The sequence below is a fragment of the Nocardia sp. JW2 genome (assembly GCF_051843015.1).
Lineage (GTDB): Bacteria > Actinomycetota > Actinomycetes > Mycobacteriales > Mycobacteriaceae > Nocardia > Nocardia coubleae.
In genome coordinates, this window is sequence record NZ_JBPXLK010000003.1 from 62281 (window position 1) to 77747 (window position 15467).

The 15467-nt window shown below is 67.9% G+C and carries 12 protein-coding genes and 1 pseudogene; 4 read left to right on the top strand and 9 right to left on the bottom strand.

What is annotated here, in order from left to right; genetic code table 11:
- The first annotated feature begins 1 nt into the window (after position 1).
- Both ACSVDM_RS05555 and ACSVDM_RS05560 read left to right on the top strand, forming a co-directional pair.
- Positions 2-517 (top strand): gamma carbonic anhydrase family protein, encoded by a 516-nt coding sequence (locus ACSVDM_RS05555; RefSeq protein WP_439263330.1) that lies wholly within the window; start codon positions 2-4, stop codon positions 515-517.
- A 313-nt stretch (positions 518-830) separates the two neighbouring features.
- Complete coding sequence (locus ACSVDM_RS05560) at positions 831-1448, top strand: TetR/AcrR family transcriptional regulator (protein ID WP_067487261.1); 618 nt, start codon at positions 831-833, stop codon at positions 1446-1448.
- An 838-nt stretch (positions 1449-2286) separates the two neighbouring features.
- On the opposite strand, the gene ACSVDM_RS05565 is transcribed toward ACSVDM_RS05560, so the two are convergent.
- Complete coding sequence (locus ACSVDM_RS05565) at positions 2287-2763, bottom strand: pentapeptide repeat-containing protein (protein WP_439263748.1); 477 nt, start codon at positions 2761-2763, stop codon at positions 2287-2289.
- Between the two features lie 169 nt (positions 2764-2932).
- Positions 2933-3541 (bottom strand): annotated as a pseudogene (locus tag ACSVDM_RS05570) (HsdM family class I SAM-dependent methyltransferase); the annotation flags it as partial.
- A 164-nt stretch (positions 3542-3705) separates the two neighbouring features.
- Between ACSVDM_RS05570 and ACSVDM_RS05575 the strand changes: the two are divergent.
- Positions 3706-5514: a vWA domain-containing protein gene (locus ACSVDM_RS05575; RefSeq protein WP_439263332.1), complete on the top strand. Its 1809-nt coding sequence runs from the start codon at positions 3706-3708 to the stop codon at positions 5512-5514.
- Positions 5515-5706: 192 nt separating this feature from the next.
- The gene (locus ACSVDM_RS05580) at positions 5707-6396 is read left to right on the top strand and encodes a nitroreductase (RefSeq protein WP_439263334.1); all 690 of its coding nucleotides are present in this window, start codon (positions 5707-5709) and stop codon (positions 6394-6396) included.
- A 71-nt stretch (positions 6397-6467) separates the two neighbouring features.
- Here the strand turns inward: ACSVDM_RS05580 and ACSVDM_RS05585 are convergent, their stop codons facing one another.
- The 7 genes from ACSVDM_RS05585 to aceE form a co-directional block, all read right to left on the bottom strand.
- Positions 6468-6923, bottom strand: a complete 456-nt coding sequence (locus ACSVDM_RS05585) for a winged helix-turn-helix transcriptional regulator (protein ID WP_439263336.1) — start codon at positions 6921-6923, stop codon at positions 6468-6470.
- Positions 6924-7001: 78 nt separating this feature from the next.
- Entirely contained in the window at positions 7002-8447 is a 1446-nt protein-coding gene (locus ACSVDM_RS05590) for an acyl-CoA carboxylase subunit beta (RefSeq protein ID WP_067487425.1), read from the bottom strand.
- A gap of 106 nt (positions 8448-8553) precedes the next feature.
- Entirely contained in the window at positions 8554-9804 is a 1251-nt protein-coding gene (locus ACSVDM_RS05595; RefSeq protein WP_067487248.1) for a KasA/KasB family beta-ketoacyl-ACP synthase, read from the bottom strand.
- A gap of 11 nt (positions 9805-9815) precedes the next feature.
- The gene (acpM, locus tag ACSVDM_RS05600; RefSeq protein WP_019046010.1) at positions 9816-10115 is read right to left on the bottom strand and encodes a meromycolate extension acyl carrier protein AcpM; all 300 of its coding nucleotides are present in this window, start codon (positions 10113-10115) and stop codon (positions 9816-9818) included.
- 83 nt (positions 10116-10198) lie between these two features.
- Complete coding sequence (locus ACSVDM_RS05605; RefSeq protein ID WP_067642221.1) at positions 10199-11113, bottom strand: ACP S-malonyltransferase; 915 nt, start codon at positions 11111-11113, stop codon at positions 10199-10201.
- A 127-nt stretch (positions 11114-11240) separates the two neighbouring features.
- A complete protein-coding gene (locus ACSVDM_RS05610) occupies positions 11241-12542 on the bottom strand; it encodes a PucR family transcriptional regulator (protein WP_174552191.1) in 1302 nt (433 codons plus the stop codon).
- A 44-nt stretch (positions 12543-12586) separates the two neighbouring features.
- Positions 12587-15460 (bottom strand): pyruvate dehydrogenase (acetyl-transferring), homodimeric type, encoded by a 2874-nt coding sequence (aceE, locus tag ACSVDM_RS05615; RefSeq protein ID WP_439263340.1) that lies wholly within the window; start codon positions 15458-15460, stop codon positions 12587-12589.
- Positions 15461-15467: the final 7 nt, after the last annotated feature.

Below are 15467 nucleotides of genomic sequence, written 5' to 3' on the forward strand. Positions count from 1 at the left end.
CATGATCATCAAGGTGAGCGGGTTCGCGCCCGAGATCGACGAGTCAGCATGGATCGCGCCGAACGCGACCGTGATCGGACGGGTGCGCCTGGGCGCCGAGGTCGGCGTCTGGTATTCGGCGGTGCTGCGCGGTGACCTCGAACAGATCACCGTCGGCGCCCGCACCAACATCCAGGACGGGTGCGTGCTGCACGCCGACCCCGGCTTCCCGCTCACCGTCGGTTCCGGTGTGTCGATGGGGCACAACGCGATTCTGCACGGGTGCACCATCGGCGACGATGTGCTCGTCGGCATGGGCGCCACCGTGCTCAACGGCGCGGTGATCGGTGCGGGCACCCTGATCGCGGCCAACGCGCTCATCCCCGAGGGCGCCCAGATTCCGCCCGGCTCGCTGGTTGCCGGGGTGCCGGGCAAGGTGCGTCGCGAGCTCACCGAGGCACAGCAGGACGGCATCAAGCTCAACGCCGCTGTGTACCTACACAATCTCGCCAACCACCGGGACGCCGAAGTGTTGTGACGCATCACACTGAGCAAATGACCAGTAGGGAAACCTGATAACATTTGCCCTGCGTATCGCGACCGGTCCACCGAGTCTTCAGGGCCGGCACCGGTACGCGGGGCAGGAGGTATCACGGTGGCATACGCGCAGGTAGGTGTGCACCGATCCGGGGGCAGGCTCAGCGTGGCCGATATCGCGGCACAACCAGGCGGTATCGAGGCACTTCAGTGCCGGGTTCACGAATTACGTTCCCGGGGTGTGCATTTCGCGGCAAACGCGATCGAGCAAGAGATGGTCGCGCTGGATCTCCCACCACGGGGATAATGGGCTGATGCCCACTGTCTCGACCATCCTCGCGCGGATCCTGGAAAAACCCGTCACCGACGGGGAGAAACTGCTCGACAGCGCGCTGTCGGCGTTTCTGGATTTCGGGATCAAACGGACAAGCATGGGCGAGATCGCGCGCCGCGCCGGCATCAGCCCGGCCACCCTGTACCGACGCTTCGAATCCAAGAACGACCTGGTCGAAGCGGTGGGCGTGCGTGAGGCGCAGCGCTATGTCGGCGAGATCGACGAGCGGGTCCGCGCGGTCACCGAACCCGAGGACCGGCTGGTCGAGATCTTCGTCGCCTTCGTCACGACCATCGCGGGCAACGAGCTGCTGCGGCGGTTGCTCGGCACCGAACCGGAGATGATCCTGCCCAAACTCACCACCGACGCCGGGCCCATCCTGGCGGTGGGACGCGAATATCTCGCCGACAAGCTGCGTGAGGTGCAGGCGGGCTCCCCCGACTTCGACCCCGACCTGGTCGCCGAGATCATGGCCCGGCTCGCCCTCTCGCTGGCGCTGACACCCGACGGGCTGATCCCGCTCGACGACGCCGAGGCCGGGCGGGAGTTCGCGCGCCGCACGCTGCTGCCGATGGTCGGCGTGCGGCCCTCCTACTGAGCGGGTACCCCGAAGGCCTCGGCGACGGCTTCGTCGACGGCGGCGTCGGGCACCGCGACGCCGTCTTCCAGGAGACCACGCACGCGACGCACGATCTCGACGGCGGCCGGACCGCACGGGTCGGGCAGGGGCAGCCGGGCGACGTACTGGGTGATCCAGCGCCGCCTGCCCGAATACAGGCGGTTGCCGCAGACCGCGTCGTAGAAGCGCAGGCCCAGCGCCGAATTCGCCACGCCCATCAGGAGATACGCCAAGTCGGTCGCGGACTTGCCTGCGTCGAGGTCGGTGAGCGAGATCCAGTAGCAGTCGCCGTTCACCACGGCACCGGAACGGTCGAGGGCGAAGCGTGGCCGTTCGCTGATATCGGGGAAGACGAGTTTCGGCGCGCCCCACAGGTGCGGTCGTTGCGGCACCCAGATCTCGTACCACTCGCGGCCGCCGTCGAGAACATAGCGTCGACCGGACAGCGCCTTCTCATGGGTGCGCAGATACTCTGCTGCGCACGGAAATTCGGCCAGATCGACCGGCGTGCGCCGTGTTTGCCGCAGGTCGTAGGGGTAAAGCACTCTGGTGCCACGATCCTTCTTGATCTGCCACCGTTCGAGGTCTTGGTGAGTGATCAAGGGCTGCAGCAGTTCTCGCTCGGGCGTCGGGTCGAGGTCGTCCCAGTGGTCGGAGATGAACACCCGATCGGCGGTCGTCTTGATACCCACCCGGATTCGCGCCGTCTCGCCGAAGGTGTGCCAGGTTCGGTCGGCGATCTTGTCGAGCCAACGGTCCACGGCCGGCCTCGACATCCGCCAGACCGTCTCCCCGTGCGGACGTTCGTGCTCGGTGATCACCCGGCCGGCCGACGGCCCGTTCGCCGCTTCCCGCCCCTGCGATGCCAACGTCCCCACTTCAACCGCGAATACGCGTCCCCCAGCACCGACCAGGCAGTCGGATTCCCCGGCCAGCGCATCGAACAGGTCCGTACCGCAGCCTGTTTCGTCGCCAGTTCGCTCATAGACGGAGACGTACCGGCAACCGACCGAGCTCTCGGCAACGTTCGCCGGATCGCTTCGCTTCGAGAATCCGCCGGCGGACAGGGAATCTCTGGGCACGATCGCGGGCGCCGCAGTGCCGGACGCCGCAGCACCGCCCGCCGCAGCACCGCCCGCCGCAGCACCGCCCGCCGCAGCACCGCCTGCCGCAGTGCCGCCCGCCGCAGCACCGCCCGCCGCAGCACCGCCTGCCGCAGTGTCGCCCGCCGCAGTGCCGCCCGCCGCAGTTCGGCCCGCCGCAGTGCCGGACGCCGAAGTGGAAGCTGCGGCATATGCGCGCGTTCCGCGGTTCTGATGCGCGTTGTCGGCGCCTACACCGCTCACACCGTCACCGGCCGGGATCGTGTCTTCGCCGGGAAACACGCGGGCATGCGCGACGCTCGCGGCTGATCTGGTGGCGATGGTGATCGCGGGGAGGACGGCGGCGGAGAAGAGTTTGGTGTCGCCGAGGTCGTAGAGCTCGACCGGGGTCAGTTCGGCGGTGAGGATGCGGCGCAGGTTGGCACCCGCTCGGGTGGTGAGAAACCTGTTGGCGCAGAGCAATCCGAGCACTCCACCGGGTGCGAGGAGACGCGGTGCCAGGGCGACGAATGGGTGGGTGAGATCGATACGCCCACGGAGCCCGAATTTTCGGCTGAGCAGTTGCGCGGTGGCCCCACCGAGCTGCTGTGTGCGCACATACGGCGGGTTGCTGATGATCAGATCGAAGGAGCCCTTCGCCAGACGCGGCGCCTTCGCCAGGAAATCCCCTGCCCGGCAGTGGATCTCGACCCCCTCGGCCGCGGCCCGGGCCACCGTTTCGCCGACGGCGGCGCGGTCCAGGTCGTACCCGGTGAGCCGGACCGCGACACCCGGTGCGCACGACACCATCTCCCGATGCACCGCGAGCAGCAGCTCCCCGTCCCCACAGGCCGGGTCGAGCACCCGCAACTCGGCGCCGCACGGGGCGTACAGCAGTGCCCGACGCGCCAGAAACCGCGCCAGCTCCGGCGGGGTGTAGTGCCTGCCGTGCCGTTTGCGCTCCTGCGCATCGCGGGACTGCAACGCCATGAGTCCGATTGTGCCCCGCCACGCCCCGATTGCGCGTCAGGCGCGGGCTGCCATCGTCCCCGGCCACAGTCGGCCGCCCCCGGCCCGCGCATGGTGTGACCCGGCCGCGCCCGTGGGAATCGGGTCAGGACCGGGGCGGCGACAGGCGGTAGGGTCGGCTCGCTATGTTGAGATTCCGCACCGCCGTGATCGCTGCGGCGGCTCTCCCGTTGTTGTTGCCCGTACCGGCGCAGGCGGATCCCGCCGAATACGCGCCGACCATGATCATCCTCGACGCCTCGGGTTCGATGGAACGGCCGGATCGCGACGGGACCATGATGGACGCGGCCAAACAGGCGGTGCGCACCTTCGTGGATTCGGCGCCCGCACAGGCCTCCGTCGGCCTCACCACCTACGGCACCGGCACCGGCAACACCGAGGCGGAGAAGGTCGCGGGCTGCCAGGACGTGCAAGTGCTGCACCAGCCGAACACCCTGGACAAGGCCGCGCTCACCACCGCCGTCGACAGCATCCAGGCGCGGGGTTGGACGCCGATGGGCACCGCGCTGCGTCAGGCCGCCGACGCGCTGCCCGATTCGGGACCGCGCTCCATCGTGCTGGTCTCCGACGGTGACGACACGTGCGCACCGCCCGACCCGTGCGAGGTCGCCGCCGAACTGAAGCGCGCGGGCGTGGATCTCGTCGTGCACGCGATCGGTTTCGCCGTCGACGACAAGGCCCGCGCTCAGCTCACCTGTATGGCTCAGGCGACGGGCGGCACCTACACCGATGCCGCCGACGGCGCCGCCCTCGAGCGTGTCCTGCCCCGCGTGAGTTCCACCGCCCTGCGCAACTACCAGGCCACCGGAACACCCATCACCGGCACCGCCGAGTACGGTTCGGCGCCGGTGGCGAAGGCGGGCCAGTACCTCGACACGATCGGTCAGCACGAGAAGCGGTATTACGCTGTCGATGTGCCCGAGGGCGCCACCGCCCATTTCACCGGCATCGTGTCGTTCCCCCGCGCGAAGGACGTCTCGACCACCGAGGACATGAACGCCCTCGAACTGCGCGTCCGCGACCGCGAGGGCACCGACTGCGGGAAGCGCGAACGCGAACTCGAAACCCGCTCCAGCGACGGTGTCGCCCTCACCGTCGCCACCACGTTCGACGGCGGCGCCGAGTCGAGCGGCACCTGCAGTGGTGGCGGCCGCTACTACTTCGAGGTGAACTGGGACCTCGCCTCGGCGGGTGCGCCCGCTCGCCTGCCGATGGAGATCCTGATCGGCATCGAACCGGGCGTCACCGATCCCGGGCCCGCGGCAACCCCGACGCCCGTCACCTTTACCGACCCGGGCGGGCCGGTCCAGCCGGTGACCGGCGGTGGCTCGTTCACCGTCGCCGCCACGCTCCCCGGCAGCGGAAAGTTCAGTGACACACTGCAATCCGGCGAGTTCGTCTTCTACCGGATCCGCCTGGACTGGGGCCAGGGGCTGGCCTATCGCGTGCAGTTCGCCGAGACCGGCGGCGCGAACAACACCTCGGCGGCGAACGTGGAGACCGTGCTGTATTCGCCGCTCGGCCGTGAGATCGCCACCGACACCAACGCCTACACCGGCAGGTCGAGTGCCGAGCTGTCGGTGGAGTCGGTTCCGGTCCGCTACACCAATCGCGAGCAGTCCGACTCCGCGGTGAAACAGCAGGCGATCGCGGGCTGGCACTATCTCGCGGTGAAGGTCGGCCAGCCGTCGGGCGCGGACGCGATGCCGCCGACGCCGGTGCAGCTCGACATCAGCGTCTCGGGCACGGCCGAACCCGGCCCGGCCTATCGCGGCGGCGGTGATGTGCTCGGCGAGCAGAGCCAAGACCAGCTGGTGACAGTGGACGGATCAACGGCCACCACCCGCCCGTGGACCCTGTACGCGCTGGTCGGCGCGGGCATCGCGTTGATCGTCGGTATCGGCGTCGCCGTGGTCGTGCGCCGCCGAGCCTGATCCCGCCCGGATCCCTTCTCGCGCACCTACCGTGCCAGTCGGCGGCCATTACCGTCGGCCGACGGACTCGCCGATCAGAACCCGCCCCCGTCCGAATCTTCGTGGCGCGGGCGGGTTCCGCGTTTCCACCCCGACTGCTAAATTGGTCTCAAAATGAGACTAGTTCTCACGACCGACCGAGGGAGCCGCGCGATGGCGCCGACCGACCACCCCGATTTCGCCGCCCTACGGCGCCTGGCCGACGAACGCTGGACCTGCCGCCAGTTCAAGCCCGACCAGGTCGAACGCGCCACGATCGAACAACTCCTCGCCCTCGGGCAGCGCACCCCGTCCTGGTGCAACACCCAGCCCTGGCAGATCGTCGTGACCGCGGGTGACGGCACCGACCGGTTCCGCAAGGAACTACTGGCCCACATCCAAACCGCCGCCAACACACCGGATTTCGAATTCCCGGCCGCCTACGAAGGCGTCTACCGGGAACGGCGGCGCGCCTGCGGATTCCAGCTCTACGACAGCGTCGGCATCGTCAAGGGCGACCACGAGAAGACCATGCGCCAGATGGTGCGCAATTTCGAACTCTTCGACGCACCGCACGTCGCGATCGTCACCTCCGAGGCCGACCTCGGCGTGTACGGCGCCATCGACTGCGGGCTGTGGTTGGAGAACTTCCTGCTCGGCGCCCAGGCTCTAGGCCTCGGCGCCGCACCCCAAGCGGCCCTCGCCTCCTACTCCCCCTTCATCCACGAGTACTTCGACATCCCCGACACCCGCAAGGTCGTCTTCGGCGTCTCCTTCGGCTACCCCGACCTCGACCACCCGATCAACGGCTTCCGCACCGCCCGAGCCCCCCTCGACGACCAGGTCACCTGGCACACTTCCTGAAATCATCACGCTCTGGTGGCGGCATCGCCCGAGAGGGAAACACCGCCAGAGCGTGGCGATCGATTGACCAGTCAGGCGACGCCGGTGATGCCGGGGCCCGCCTGCGGATCGATGTCACGGGCGGTGACCTCGGCGTGGCACGCGTCGCAGGTGAGGTGGACGTGGGCTTCGCCGGTGCAGTCGTGGTGGCGGTATTCGACAGGTGGGCCCTCGGGGGCCATGTAGGTGTCGCCCCAGTCGCGGATGGCCATCAGGATCGGGTAGATAGCGTGGCCTTTTTCGGTGAGGCGGTATTCCTCGTAGGCGCCGTCGTCGACGGGGCGTTTGACGAGGATCTCGTGCTCGATGAGGCGATCGAGTCGATCGTGCAGGCGACTGCGGGAGATGCCGAGCGCGCTCTGGAAGGCGTTGAACCGGCGGACGCCCGCGAAGCAGTACTTCAGGATCAGCAGGGTCCAGCGGTCACCGAGGATCACCAGGGGCCGCGTGATGGAACACGGGGCATCGGCAAGCTCCTCATAACGCACCCTGCCATTATGCGCCGCGGTGCTGTGCGGACAGGAAAACGGCCGCCTCGACGACGAGGCGGCCGTTTCCCGGTCAGCTCACAGCGGGATGTTCTTGTGGTGACTCTTGCGGGCAGGCGCCGAGGCCAACGCCGCGGCGAGGGTGCTGCGGGTCTTGGCCGGGTCGATCACCTCGTCGACCACGCCGATCGCGACGGCGCGTTCCACTCCGCCCGCGATCCGCTCGTGCTCGGCGGTGAGCCGCTCGTGCAGCGCCTCACGCTCCTCTTCCGGTGCGGCGGCCAGCGCCTTCTTGTGCAGGATGCCGACCGCGGCCTTTGCGCCCATCACGGCGACTTCCGAACCGGGCCAGGCGAACACGGCCGTGGCACCGAGGGCGCGCGCGTTCATGGCGATGTAGGCGCCGCCGTAGATCTTGCGGGTCACCAGGGTGACGCGCGGAACGCGAGCCTCGGCGAAGGCGTGCAGCAGCTTGGCGCCGCGACGCACCACACCCTCGAGTTCCTGACCGACACCCGGCAGGTACCCGGGAACGTCGGTGACCACGATCAGCGGAATACCGAACGCATCGCACAACCGCACGAAACGCGCGGCCTTCTCGGCACTTTCGGAGTTCAGGCAGCCACCCAGACGCAGCGGGTTGTTGGCGAGCACACCGACCGTGCGTCCACCGAGGCGGCCGAGACCGGTCACCATGCTGCGCGCGTAACCGCCCTGCAGCTCCTCGAACGACGACTCGGTCGCGCCGTCGGGCGACTCCACATTGTCGAGCAGCTCGTGGATGATCGGCTTCACGTCGTAGGCGCGCTTGGCCGACTCCGGCATCATCGCCTTGAGGTCGACATCGCCGTGCGCGGCCGCGACCAGGTCGAATTCGCCCTGCTCGGCGAACATCGACACCAGCCTGCGGGCCCGGTGCAGCGCGTCGGCCTCGTCGTCGGCGGCGATATGGCACACGCCGGACTTCTTGAAGTGTGTGGTGGGACCACCGAGGGTCTCCATGTCGACGTTCTCGCCCGTCACCGAGCGGACCACGTCGGGACCGGTGACGAACACGCGGCCCTCCGGCGCCATGATGACCACATCGGTCAGCGCGGGACCGTAGGCGGCGCCACCGGCGGCGAAGCCGAGCACCACCGAAATCTGGGGAACGAGCCCGGACGCGCGGACCATCGCCTCGAAGACGAGTCCGACCGCGTGCAGCGCCTCGACACCCTCGGCCAGGCGTGCGCCGCCGGAGTGCCACAGGCCGACCACGGGAATGCCGGATTCGATGGCGGTGTCGATCGCGTCGACGATGTGCTTGCAACCCTCGACGCCCATCGCGCCACCCATCACGGTGGCGTCGGAGCAGTACGCGACGGTGCGGACACCGTCGACCTCGCCGATCGCGGCGAGCACACCGGAGCGGTCGCGGGGATGCAGCGGCAGGATCGTGCCGGGGTCGAAGAAGCGCTGGAGCCGGCCGAGCGGGTCACGCGGGTCGGTGACCGAATCCTGAAACGCGGGAGCAATGATGGTCATCGCGTCCACTCCTACCTTCGTTGTCGAAAATCTCTCGGCCTCCGCCGGATCACGGCGGAGGGTCGAACCATTCAGTTGGCCGACCCCCCACCGGGAAATCCGTGCGTCAGGCCCGACCGAAGGCGAGCGCGACGTTGTGCCCACCGAAGCCGAAGGAGTTGTTGATCGCGTACTCGATTTCCTGGCGACGGGCTTCCCCGTGCACCACATCGAGATCGATCTCCGGATCCTGGTTGTCCAGGTTCAGCGTCGGCGGAACGATGCCGTCCCGAATCGCGAGCACAGTGAGCACCGACTCGAGGGCGCCGACGGCACCGATCGAGTGACCGAGTGCCGACTTCGGCGCGTACACCGAAGCGTGGTTACCCACCGCCAAGTTGATCGCGTTCGCCTCGGCGGTGTCGCCGATGGGAGTCGCGGTCGCGTGGGCGTTGATGTGGGTGATGTCGCGCTTGGTCAGACCGGCGGTCTGCATCGCACGAGTCATCGCCCTGGCCGCACCGGTGCCCTCGGGATCGGGGGCGACCAGGTGGAAACCGTCGGAGGTGATGCCCGCACCGAGCAGACGCGCGTGGATGGTCGCACCGCGAGCCTTCGCGTGCTCCTCGGTCTCGATCGTCATGAGCGCGCCCGCTTCGCCGAAGACGAAACCGTCACGATCCTTGTCGAACGGACGCGAAGCACCCTTGGGGTCGTCGTTGCGCGTGCTCATCGCCCGCATCATGGAGAACGCCGCGATCGGCACCGAGTCGATGAAGCCCTCGACGCCACCGGTGACGACCATGTCGGCGTCACCCATCACGATCATCCGCCACGCGTTGGCGATGGCCTCCGAACCCGACGAGCACGCCGAGACCGGAGTGACCACTCCCGCCCTGGCCTTCAGCTCTAGACCGACGACAGCCGACGGACCGTTCGGCATGACCATCTGAACAGCCAGCGGCGAGATCTTGCGATAGCCGCCGTTCTTCAGCTTGTCGACCGAGTCGATCAGCGCGTCGCCGCCACCGAGACCGGTACCGATCGCGACACCCAGGCGGTCGTGGTCGACCTCCGGGCTGCCCGCGTTCTTCCACACCTCGCGACCGAGCACGGTCGCCAGGCGCTCGACATACGCCATGCGGCGGATCTCGACCCGGCTCAGGAGGGTGTCGGGGCTGACTTTCAGGTGACCGCCGATACGCACCGGCAGGTCGTATTCCTCGATGAAGGAATCCTCGAGAACGTCGATTCCGCTCTCACCGTTGAGGAGTCCCTTCCACGTCGCATCGACATCACCCGCGATCGACGTGGTCGCCGCCATGCTGGTGACGACGACGTTGGGGAAATTCCCGTTCAAGGTGGAAGGAGTGGTCACTGGTTCAGCCTCTACTCGGCGTCGAACTTGGCCTTGAGCTCCGCGGCGGCGTCGGAGTTCTCCGCCTCGAGCTTCTGGATGTAGGAGACAGCGTCACCCACGGTCTTCAGGCTGGCGAGATCCTCGTCGGGGATCTTGACGCCGTACTTGTCCTCGGTCTGCACAGCGATCTCGACCATGGACAGCGAGTCGATGTCCAGGTCGTCGACGAAGGACTTCTCGATGGTCACCTCGGAGGGTTCGATACCCGTAACCTCTTCGATGATCTTGCCGAGTTCTTCGACGATCTGTTCCTGGGTCAGAGCGGCCACTTTGGTGGCTCCCTTCTTGTTTCTCATTTGTAGGGTCTTGAACAGCCGACGCACTTCGTCGTGCGCGACCGCCGGGGGGAAAGCTAGCCCGCGGAGGTGAGTCCGGCCAACGCGGGGAGGTCTTCGGGAGTCTTGAGGGCGAGGTTGGGGGTGCCCTTCAGTTCCCGTTTGGCGATGCCGACCAGGGTGCCCGCCGGTGGCAGTTCGGCCACCGCCGAGACGCCCGCGGCGCGGACGGTCTCGGTGCACAGGTCCCAGCGCACGGGACGGGTGACCTGCGCGGCGAGCTTGTCGATCGCGTCGGCGCCCGAGGTGACCGGTTGTCCGTCGAAGTTCGACAGCAGCGTCCGGATCGGGTCGCTCGGCGAGATCTGGGCGATGGCATCGGCGACAGCTGCCTGTGCCGGGGCCATGAAAACGGTGTGGAACGCACCGGCGACGGGCAATGCGCGGACCCGTGCCTTCTCCGGCGGGTTCGCGGCGAGCTCCGCCAGAGCTTCCAGGCGGCCCGCCGCGACGATCTGGCCTACCGCGTTGCGGTTGGCCGGGACGAGATCGAGTTCGGCGAGCCGTGCGAGCACGGTGGCTTCGTCGCCACCGAGCACCGCGGACATGCCGGTCGGTTCCTGCGCACACGCCTTGGCCATCTCCCGGCCGCGGATGGCGGCCAGGCTGACGGCCTCGTCCGGGGTGATGACGCCCGCGACAGCGGCCGCGGCGAATTCGCCGACCGAATGCCCGGCGACGATCGTATCCGCAGGAAGGGTTTCGGGGGCGATTTCGGCGAAGGCCAGCAGTGCGGCCGCGACCACGAGCGGCTGCGTCACCGAGGTGTCGACGATCTCCTCCGCCGTCGCGGTGGTGCCGAGACGGACCAGGTCGAGGCCGGCGGCCTTCGACCACAGCTCGAGGCGATCAGCCGCACCGGGGAGTGCGAGCCAGGGCGTGAGCATGCCGGGTGTCTGGGACCCCTGTCCAGGGGTGAACAACGCGATCACCCCCTAAGAAAACACTGTGACCCCCGCCGCACGAGATGTCGGCGCGAATGAAGGTTTGGAACGCGTTTTGTAGGGGTCCCACAAAATCCGAGGTGGGGCGTCCGGATCGACCGATTCACGAATCCCGTTACAGGGGGTCGTGAGCCATTGGGGTTGACGGGGTTTCCGTGACAGAAGTGGATGATTCGTTATGCGTTCGTGTCAAACGGCCCACTGTGGCCGCGATCCGGAGCACATACGCGTCGCGGGGATTGAGCGGATCACGTCCGGTCACCTCGCCGATTCGCTTGAGGCGATACCGGACAGTATTTGGATGGACGTACAGCTGACGCGCGCACGTTTCTACTGCTCCGCCACAATCCAGGTAGGCGTCCAATGTGTCGGACAACGAAGATCCGGCCGACGCCAACGGGAGGACAACATACTCGTTCAGCGCCTCTATCGCAGCTCTATCGCCCAGCAGGGCCCGTTCCGGTAACAACTCCGAGGCGTGAACGGGCCTTGGCGCGCCTCGCCACCCGACAACGGCCTCCATTCCGGCCAAGGCCTCGATGGCGGAGGCGTGCGCGGCGCCGAGGGTGCGCATGGTCGGGCCGATCACCACCGGACCGTCGGAGAACACCTCGGCGAGCAGATCCGACAGGAACGGCGAACCGATCCCCGCGTCGCCGAGGTGCCCGCTGACCACCATCACCAGCCGCGCGCCCTGCACGACCGCGAGCGCGGCGCGACCGTGCCTGGTCGCGATGGTGTGCACCGCCCCGACCGTCGACACTCCCTGGTCCTGCGGCGGGGTGCCGACGAGCACCGTTGCCGGTGCGGTGGCGTCCCAGTTCAACGTGGCCGCCCGGGAGAGCATGTCCGGGCCCGTGTCCCCGCGCACCACCGCGTCGACCACCAGCGCCTCGAGGCGGGTGTCCCAGGCGCCCCGGGATTCGGCCGCGCTGGCGTACACCGAGGCGGCCGCGAAACCGAGCTCACGCCCGTATCGCAGTACCGCCTCGGTGAGCGCGACCAGCTGGCGGTCGTTGCGGGCCAGGGCGGGCAGCCACTGTTCGAAGAAGTCCATGGCCACCCGGACCATGTCCACGGTCTGGCGCAGCGTGAGCCGCCGCGCCAGATCCTGCGGAATCACCTGGAAGGCGTCCAGGCTGAAGCGGATGTCGGATTCGGGATCCTGCAACCACTCCAGGAAGTTCACCACCGCGGTCTGCACCAGCATCTGGACGCCTGCCCGCTGGGCGGCGTCCAGATCGGCGAAGAACGGCAGCCGGTCCTGCATCGCGCCGACCGCCTCGGTCGACAGCCGGCCCGAGAACTGCTTGACCCGTCGCAGCAGCGTGTCGGGCAGCGGGTCACGGGTCTGCCGGTTCGGGGACAGTGCCCCGGTCGGCAGGTAGACCTCGTGCGTGCTTGTGCCCTCGGTGATCCGACGGGGCCGCGGCGGTTTGCGCTCCACAGTCCAATAGTCCGCTACGCCAGTTCCTCCGGTGCGTCCGCACTCGGCTTCGGCGCGGCGGACACATCGTCGATGCGGTATTTCGCGGCCGCTTCCACCGCCTTGGCCTTGTCGAAGGTGCCGTCTTTCACCAGGCCTTCGAGCACCGCGACGACGATGGACTCGGCGTCGACATTGAACACCCGGCGGGCGGCGGGACGGGTGTCGGAGAAGCCGAACCCGTCGGTGCCGAGGGTGATGTAGTCGCCGGGCACCCACTGCCGGATCTGATCGGGAACCGCGCGCATCCAGTCGGTGGCGGCCACCACCGGTCCACGTGCCGAGGCGAGCGCCTCGGTGACGTAGGCGACGCCGGGGTCGGCATCGGGGTGCTTGAGCGCGTGGATCTCCTTCTCGACAGCTTCCTTGCGCAACTCGCCGAACGAGGTCACCGACCACACGTCGGCGGCCACATCCCACTCCTGCGCCAGGATCTGCTGGGCGCGCAGACCGGCGGGCACGGTCACCCCGGAGACCAGGATCTGGGCGCGCACCTCGCCCTCACCACCGCGCTGGTACAGGTACAGGCCCTTGAGCAAGCCGGCCACGTCGAGGTCGTCGGGCTCGGCCGGCTGCTGGTAGGGCTCGTTGTAGAGCGTGATGTAGTAGAAAACGTTCTCCCCACCGAAGGTTCCGGTCTCCTGCGGGTGGGTGCCCGGCAACGTCCCCGGGTCCGGGTTGCCGCCGCCGTACATGCGGCGCAGACCATCGCGCACGATGTGGGCGATCTCGAACGAGAACGCCGGGTCGTAGGTGACCACGGCCGGGTTGGTCGAGGCGAGCAGCAGCGAATGCCCGTCGTTGTGCTGCAGGCCCTCACCGGTGAGCGTGGTCCGCCCGGCCGTCGCCCCGAGGACGAAGCCGCGGGCCAGCTGGTCGGCCGCGGCCCACAGACCGTCGCCGGTGCGCTGGAAACCGAACATCGAATAGAAGATGTAGAGCGGGATCATCGGCTCGCCGTGCGTGGCGTACGCGGTGCCCGCCGCGGTGAACGACGCCGTCGACCCGGCTTCGTTGATCCCCTCGTGCAGGATCTGGCCGACGTTGCTCTCCTTGTAGGCGAGCATCAGTTCCGCGTCGACGGAGGTGTAGAGCTGGCCGTTGCGGTTGTAGATCTTCAGCGACGGGAACCAGGAGTCCATACCGAAGGTGCGCGCCTCGTCCGGGATGATCGGCACGATGCGCTTGCCGATCTCCTTGTCGCGCAACAGTTCCTTCATCAACCGGACCAGCGCCATCGTGGTCGCCACGTTCTGCTTGCCCGAACCCTTGCGCACCGAGCGGTAGGCCTCGTCGCCCGGCAGCGTCAACGGCTTTGCCGCACTTCGCCGTTCGGGCAGGTACCCACCGAGCGCCTTGCGCCTGGCCTGCATGTACTGGATCTCCGGCGCGTCCTGGCCGGGGTGGTAGTACGGGGGCAGGTACGGGTCCTTCTCCAGTTCCGCGTCCGAGATCGGGATGCGCTGCAGATCGCGGAAGTCCTTGAGGTCCTGCAGCGTCAGCTTCTTCATCTGGTGGGTGGCGTTGCGGCCCTCGAAGTGCTTGCCGAGGGTGTAGCCCTTGATGGTCTTGGCCAGGATCACCGTCGGCTGGCCCTTGTGCGTCATCGCCGCCGCGTACGCCGCGTAGACCTTGCGGTAGTCGTGGCCGCCGCGCTTGAGGTTCCAGATCTCGTTGTCGGACATGTTCTGGACCAGCGCCTTGGTGCGCGGGTCGCGGCCGAAGAAGTGATCGCGCACATAGGCGCCGTCGTTGGCCTTGTAGGTCTGGAAATCGCCGTCGGGGGTGGTGTTCATCAGGTTCACCAGCGCACCGTCGCGGTCGGCGCCGAGCAGCGCGTCCCACTCCCGGCCCCAGACCACCTTGATGACGTTCCAGCCCGCGCCGCGGAAGAACGACTCGAGTTCCTGGATGATCTTGCCGTTACCGCGCACCGGTCCGTCGAGGCGCTGCAGGTTGCAGTTGATGACGAACGTCAGGTTGTCGAGCGCCTCGTTGGCGGCCACCTGGATCAGGCCGCGCGACTCGGGTTCGTCCATCTCGCCGTCGCCGAGGAACGCCCACACGTGCTGGTCGGAGGTGTCCTTGATACCGCGATCGTGCAGGTAGTGGTTGAACCTGGCCTGGTAGATCGCGTTCATCGGGCCCAGGCCCATCGAGACCGTCGGGAACTCCCAGAAATCGGTCATCAGGCGCGGATGCGGGTAGGACGGCAGGCCCTTGCCGAGGCCGCCGTGGCTGTATTCCTGCCGGAACCCGTCGAGCCGGTCGGTGCTCAGGCGACCCTCGAGGAACGCGCGCGCGTAGATGCCGGGCGAGGCGTGGCCCTGGATGTAGATGTGGTCGCCTCCGCCGGGATGGTCCTTGCCACGGAAGAAGTGGTTGAAACCCACCTCGTAGAGCGCCGCCGACGAGGCATACGTCGAAATATGCCCGCCCACACCGATTCCGGGACGCTGCGCGCGATGCACCATGATCGCGGCGTTCCAGCGGATCCAGGCGCGGTAGCGGCGCTCCACCTCCTCGTCGCCGGGAAACCACGGCTCGTTCTCGGTGGGGATCGTGTTGACGTAATCGGTGGAGGTGAGCGCGGGAATCGACACGCGACGCTCACCGGCGCGTTCGAGCAACCGCAACATCAGGTAGCGCGCGCGGCCCGGGCCTTCCCGGTCGAGCATCTCGTCGAAGGACTCCAGCCATTCGCTGGTTTCCTCCGGATCGATATCGGGTAGATACGATGCCACGCCTTCGCGGATCACCCGCACGCGTTCCCCGGTGGGTTTGGCACCGGGCGCCGCGGGGTCGGTCGGCGAATCGGAAGAAGCTGCAGAGTGGATCAGGTCGGTCAAATCTGCT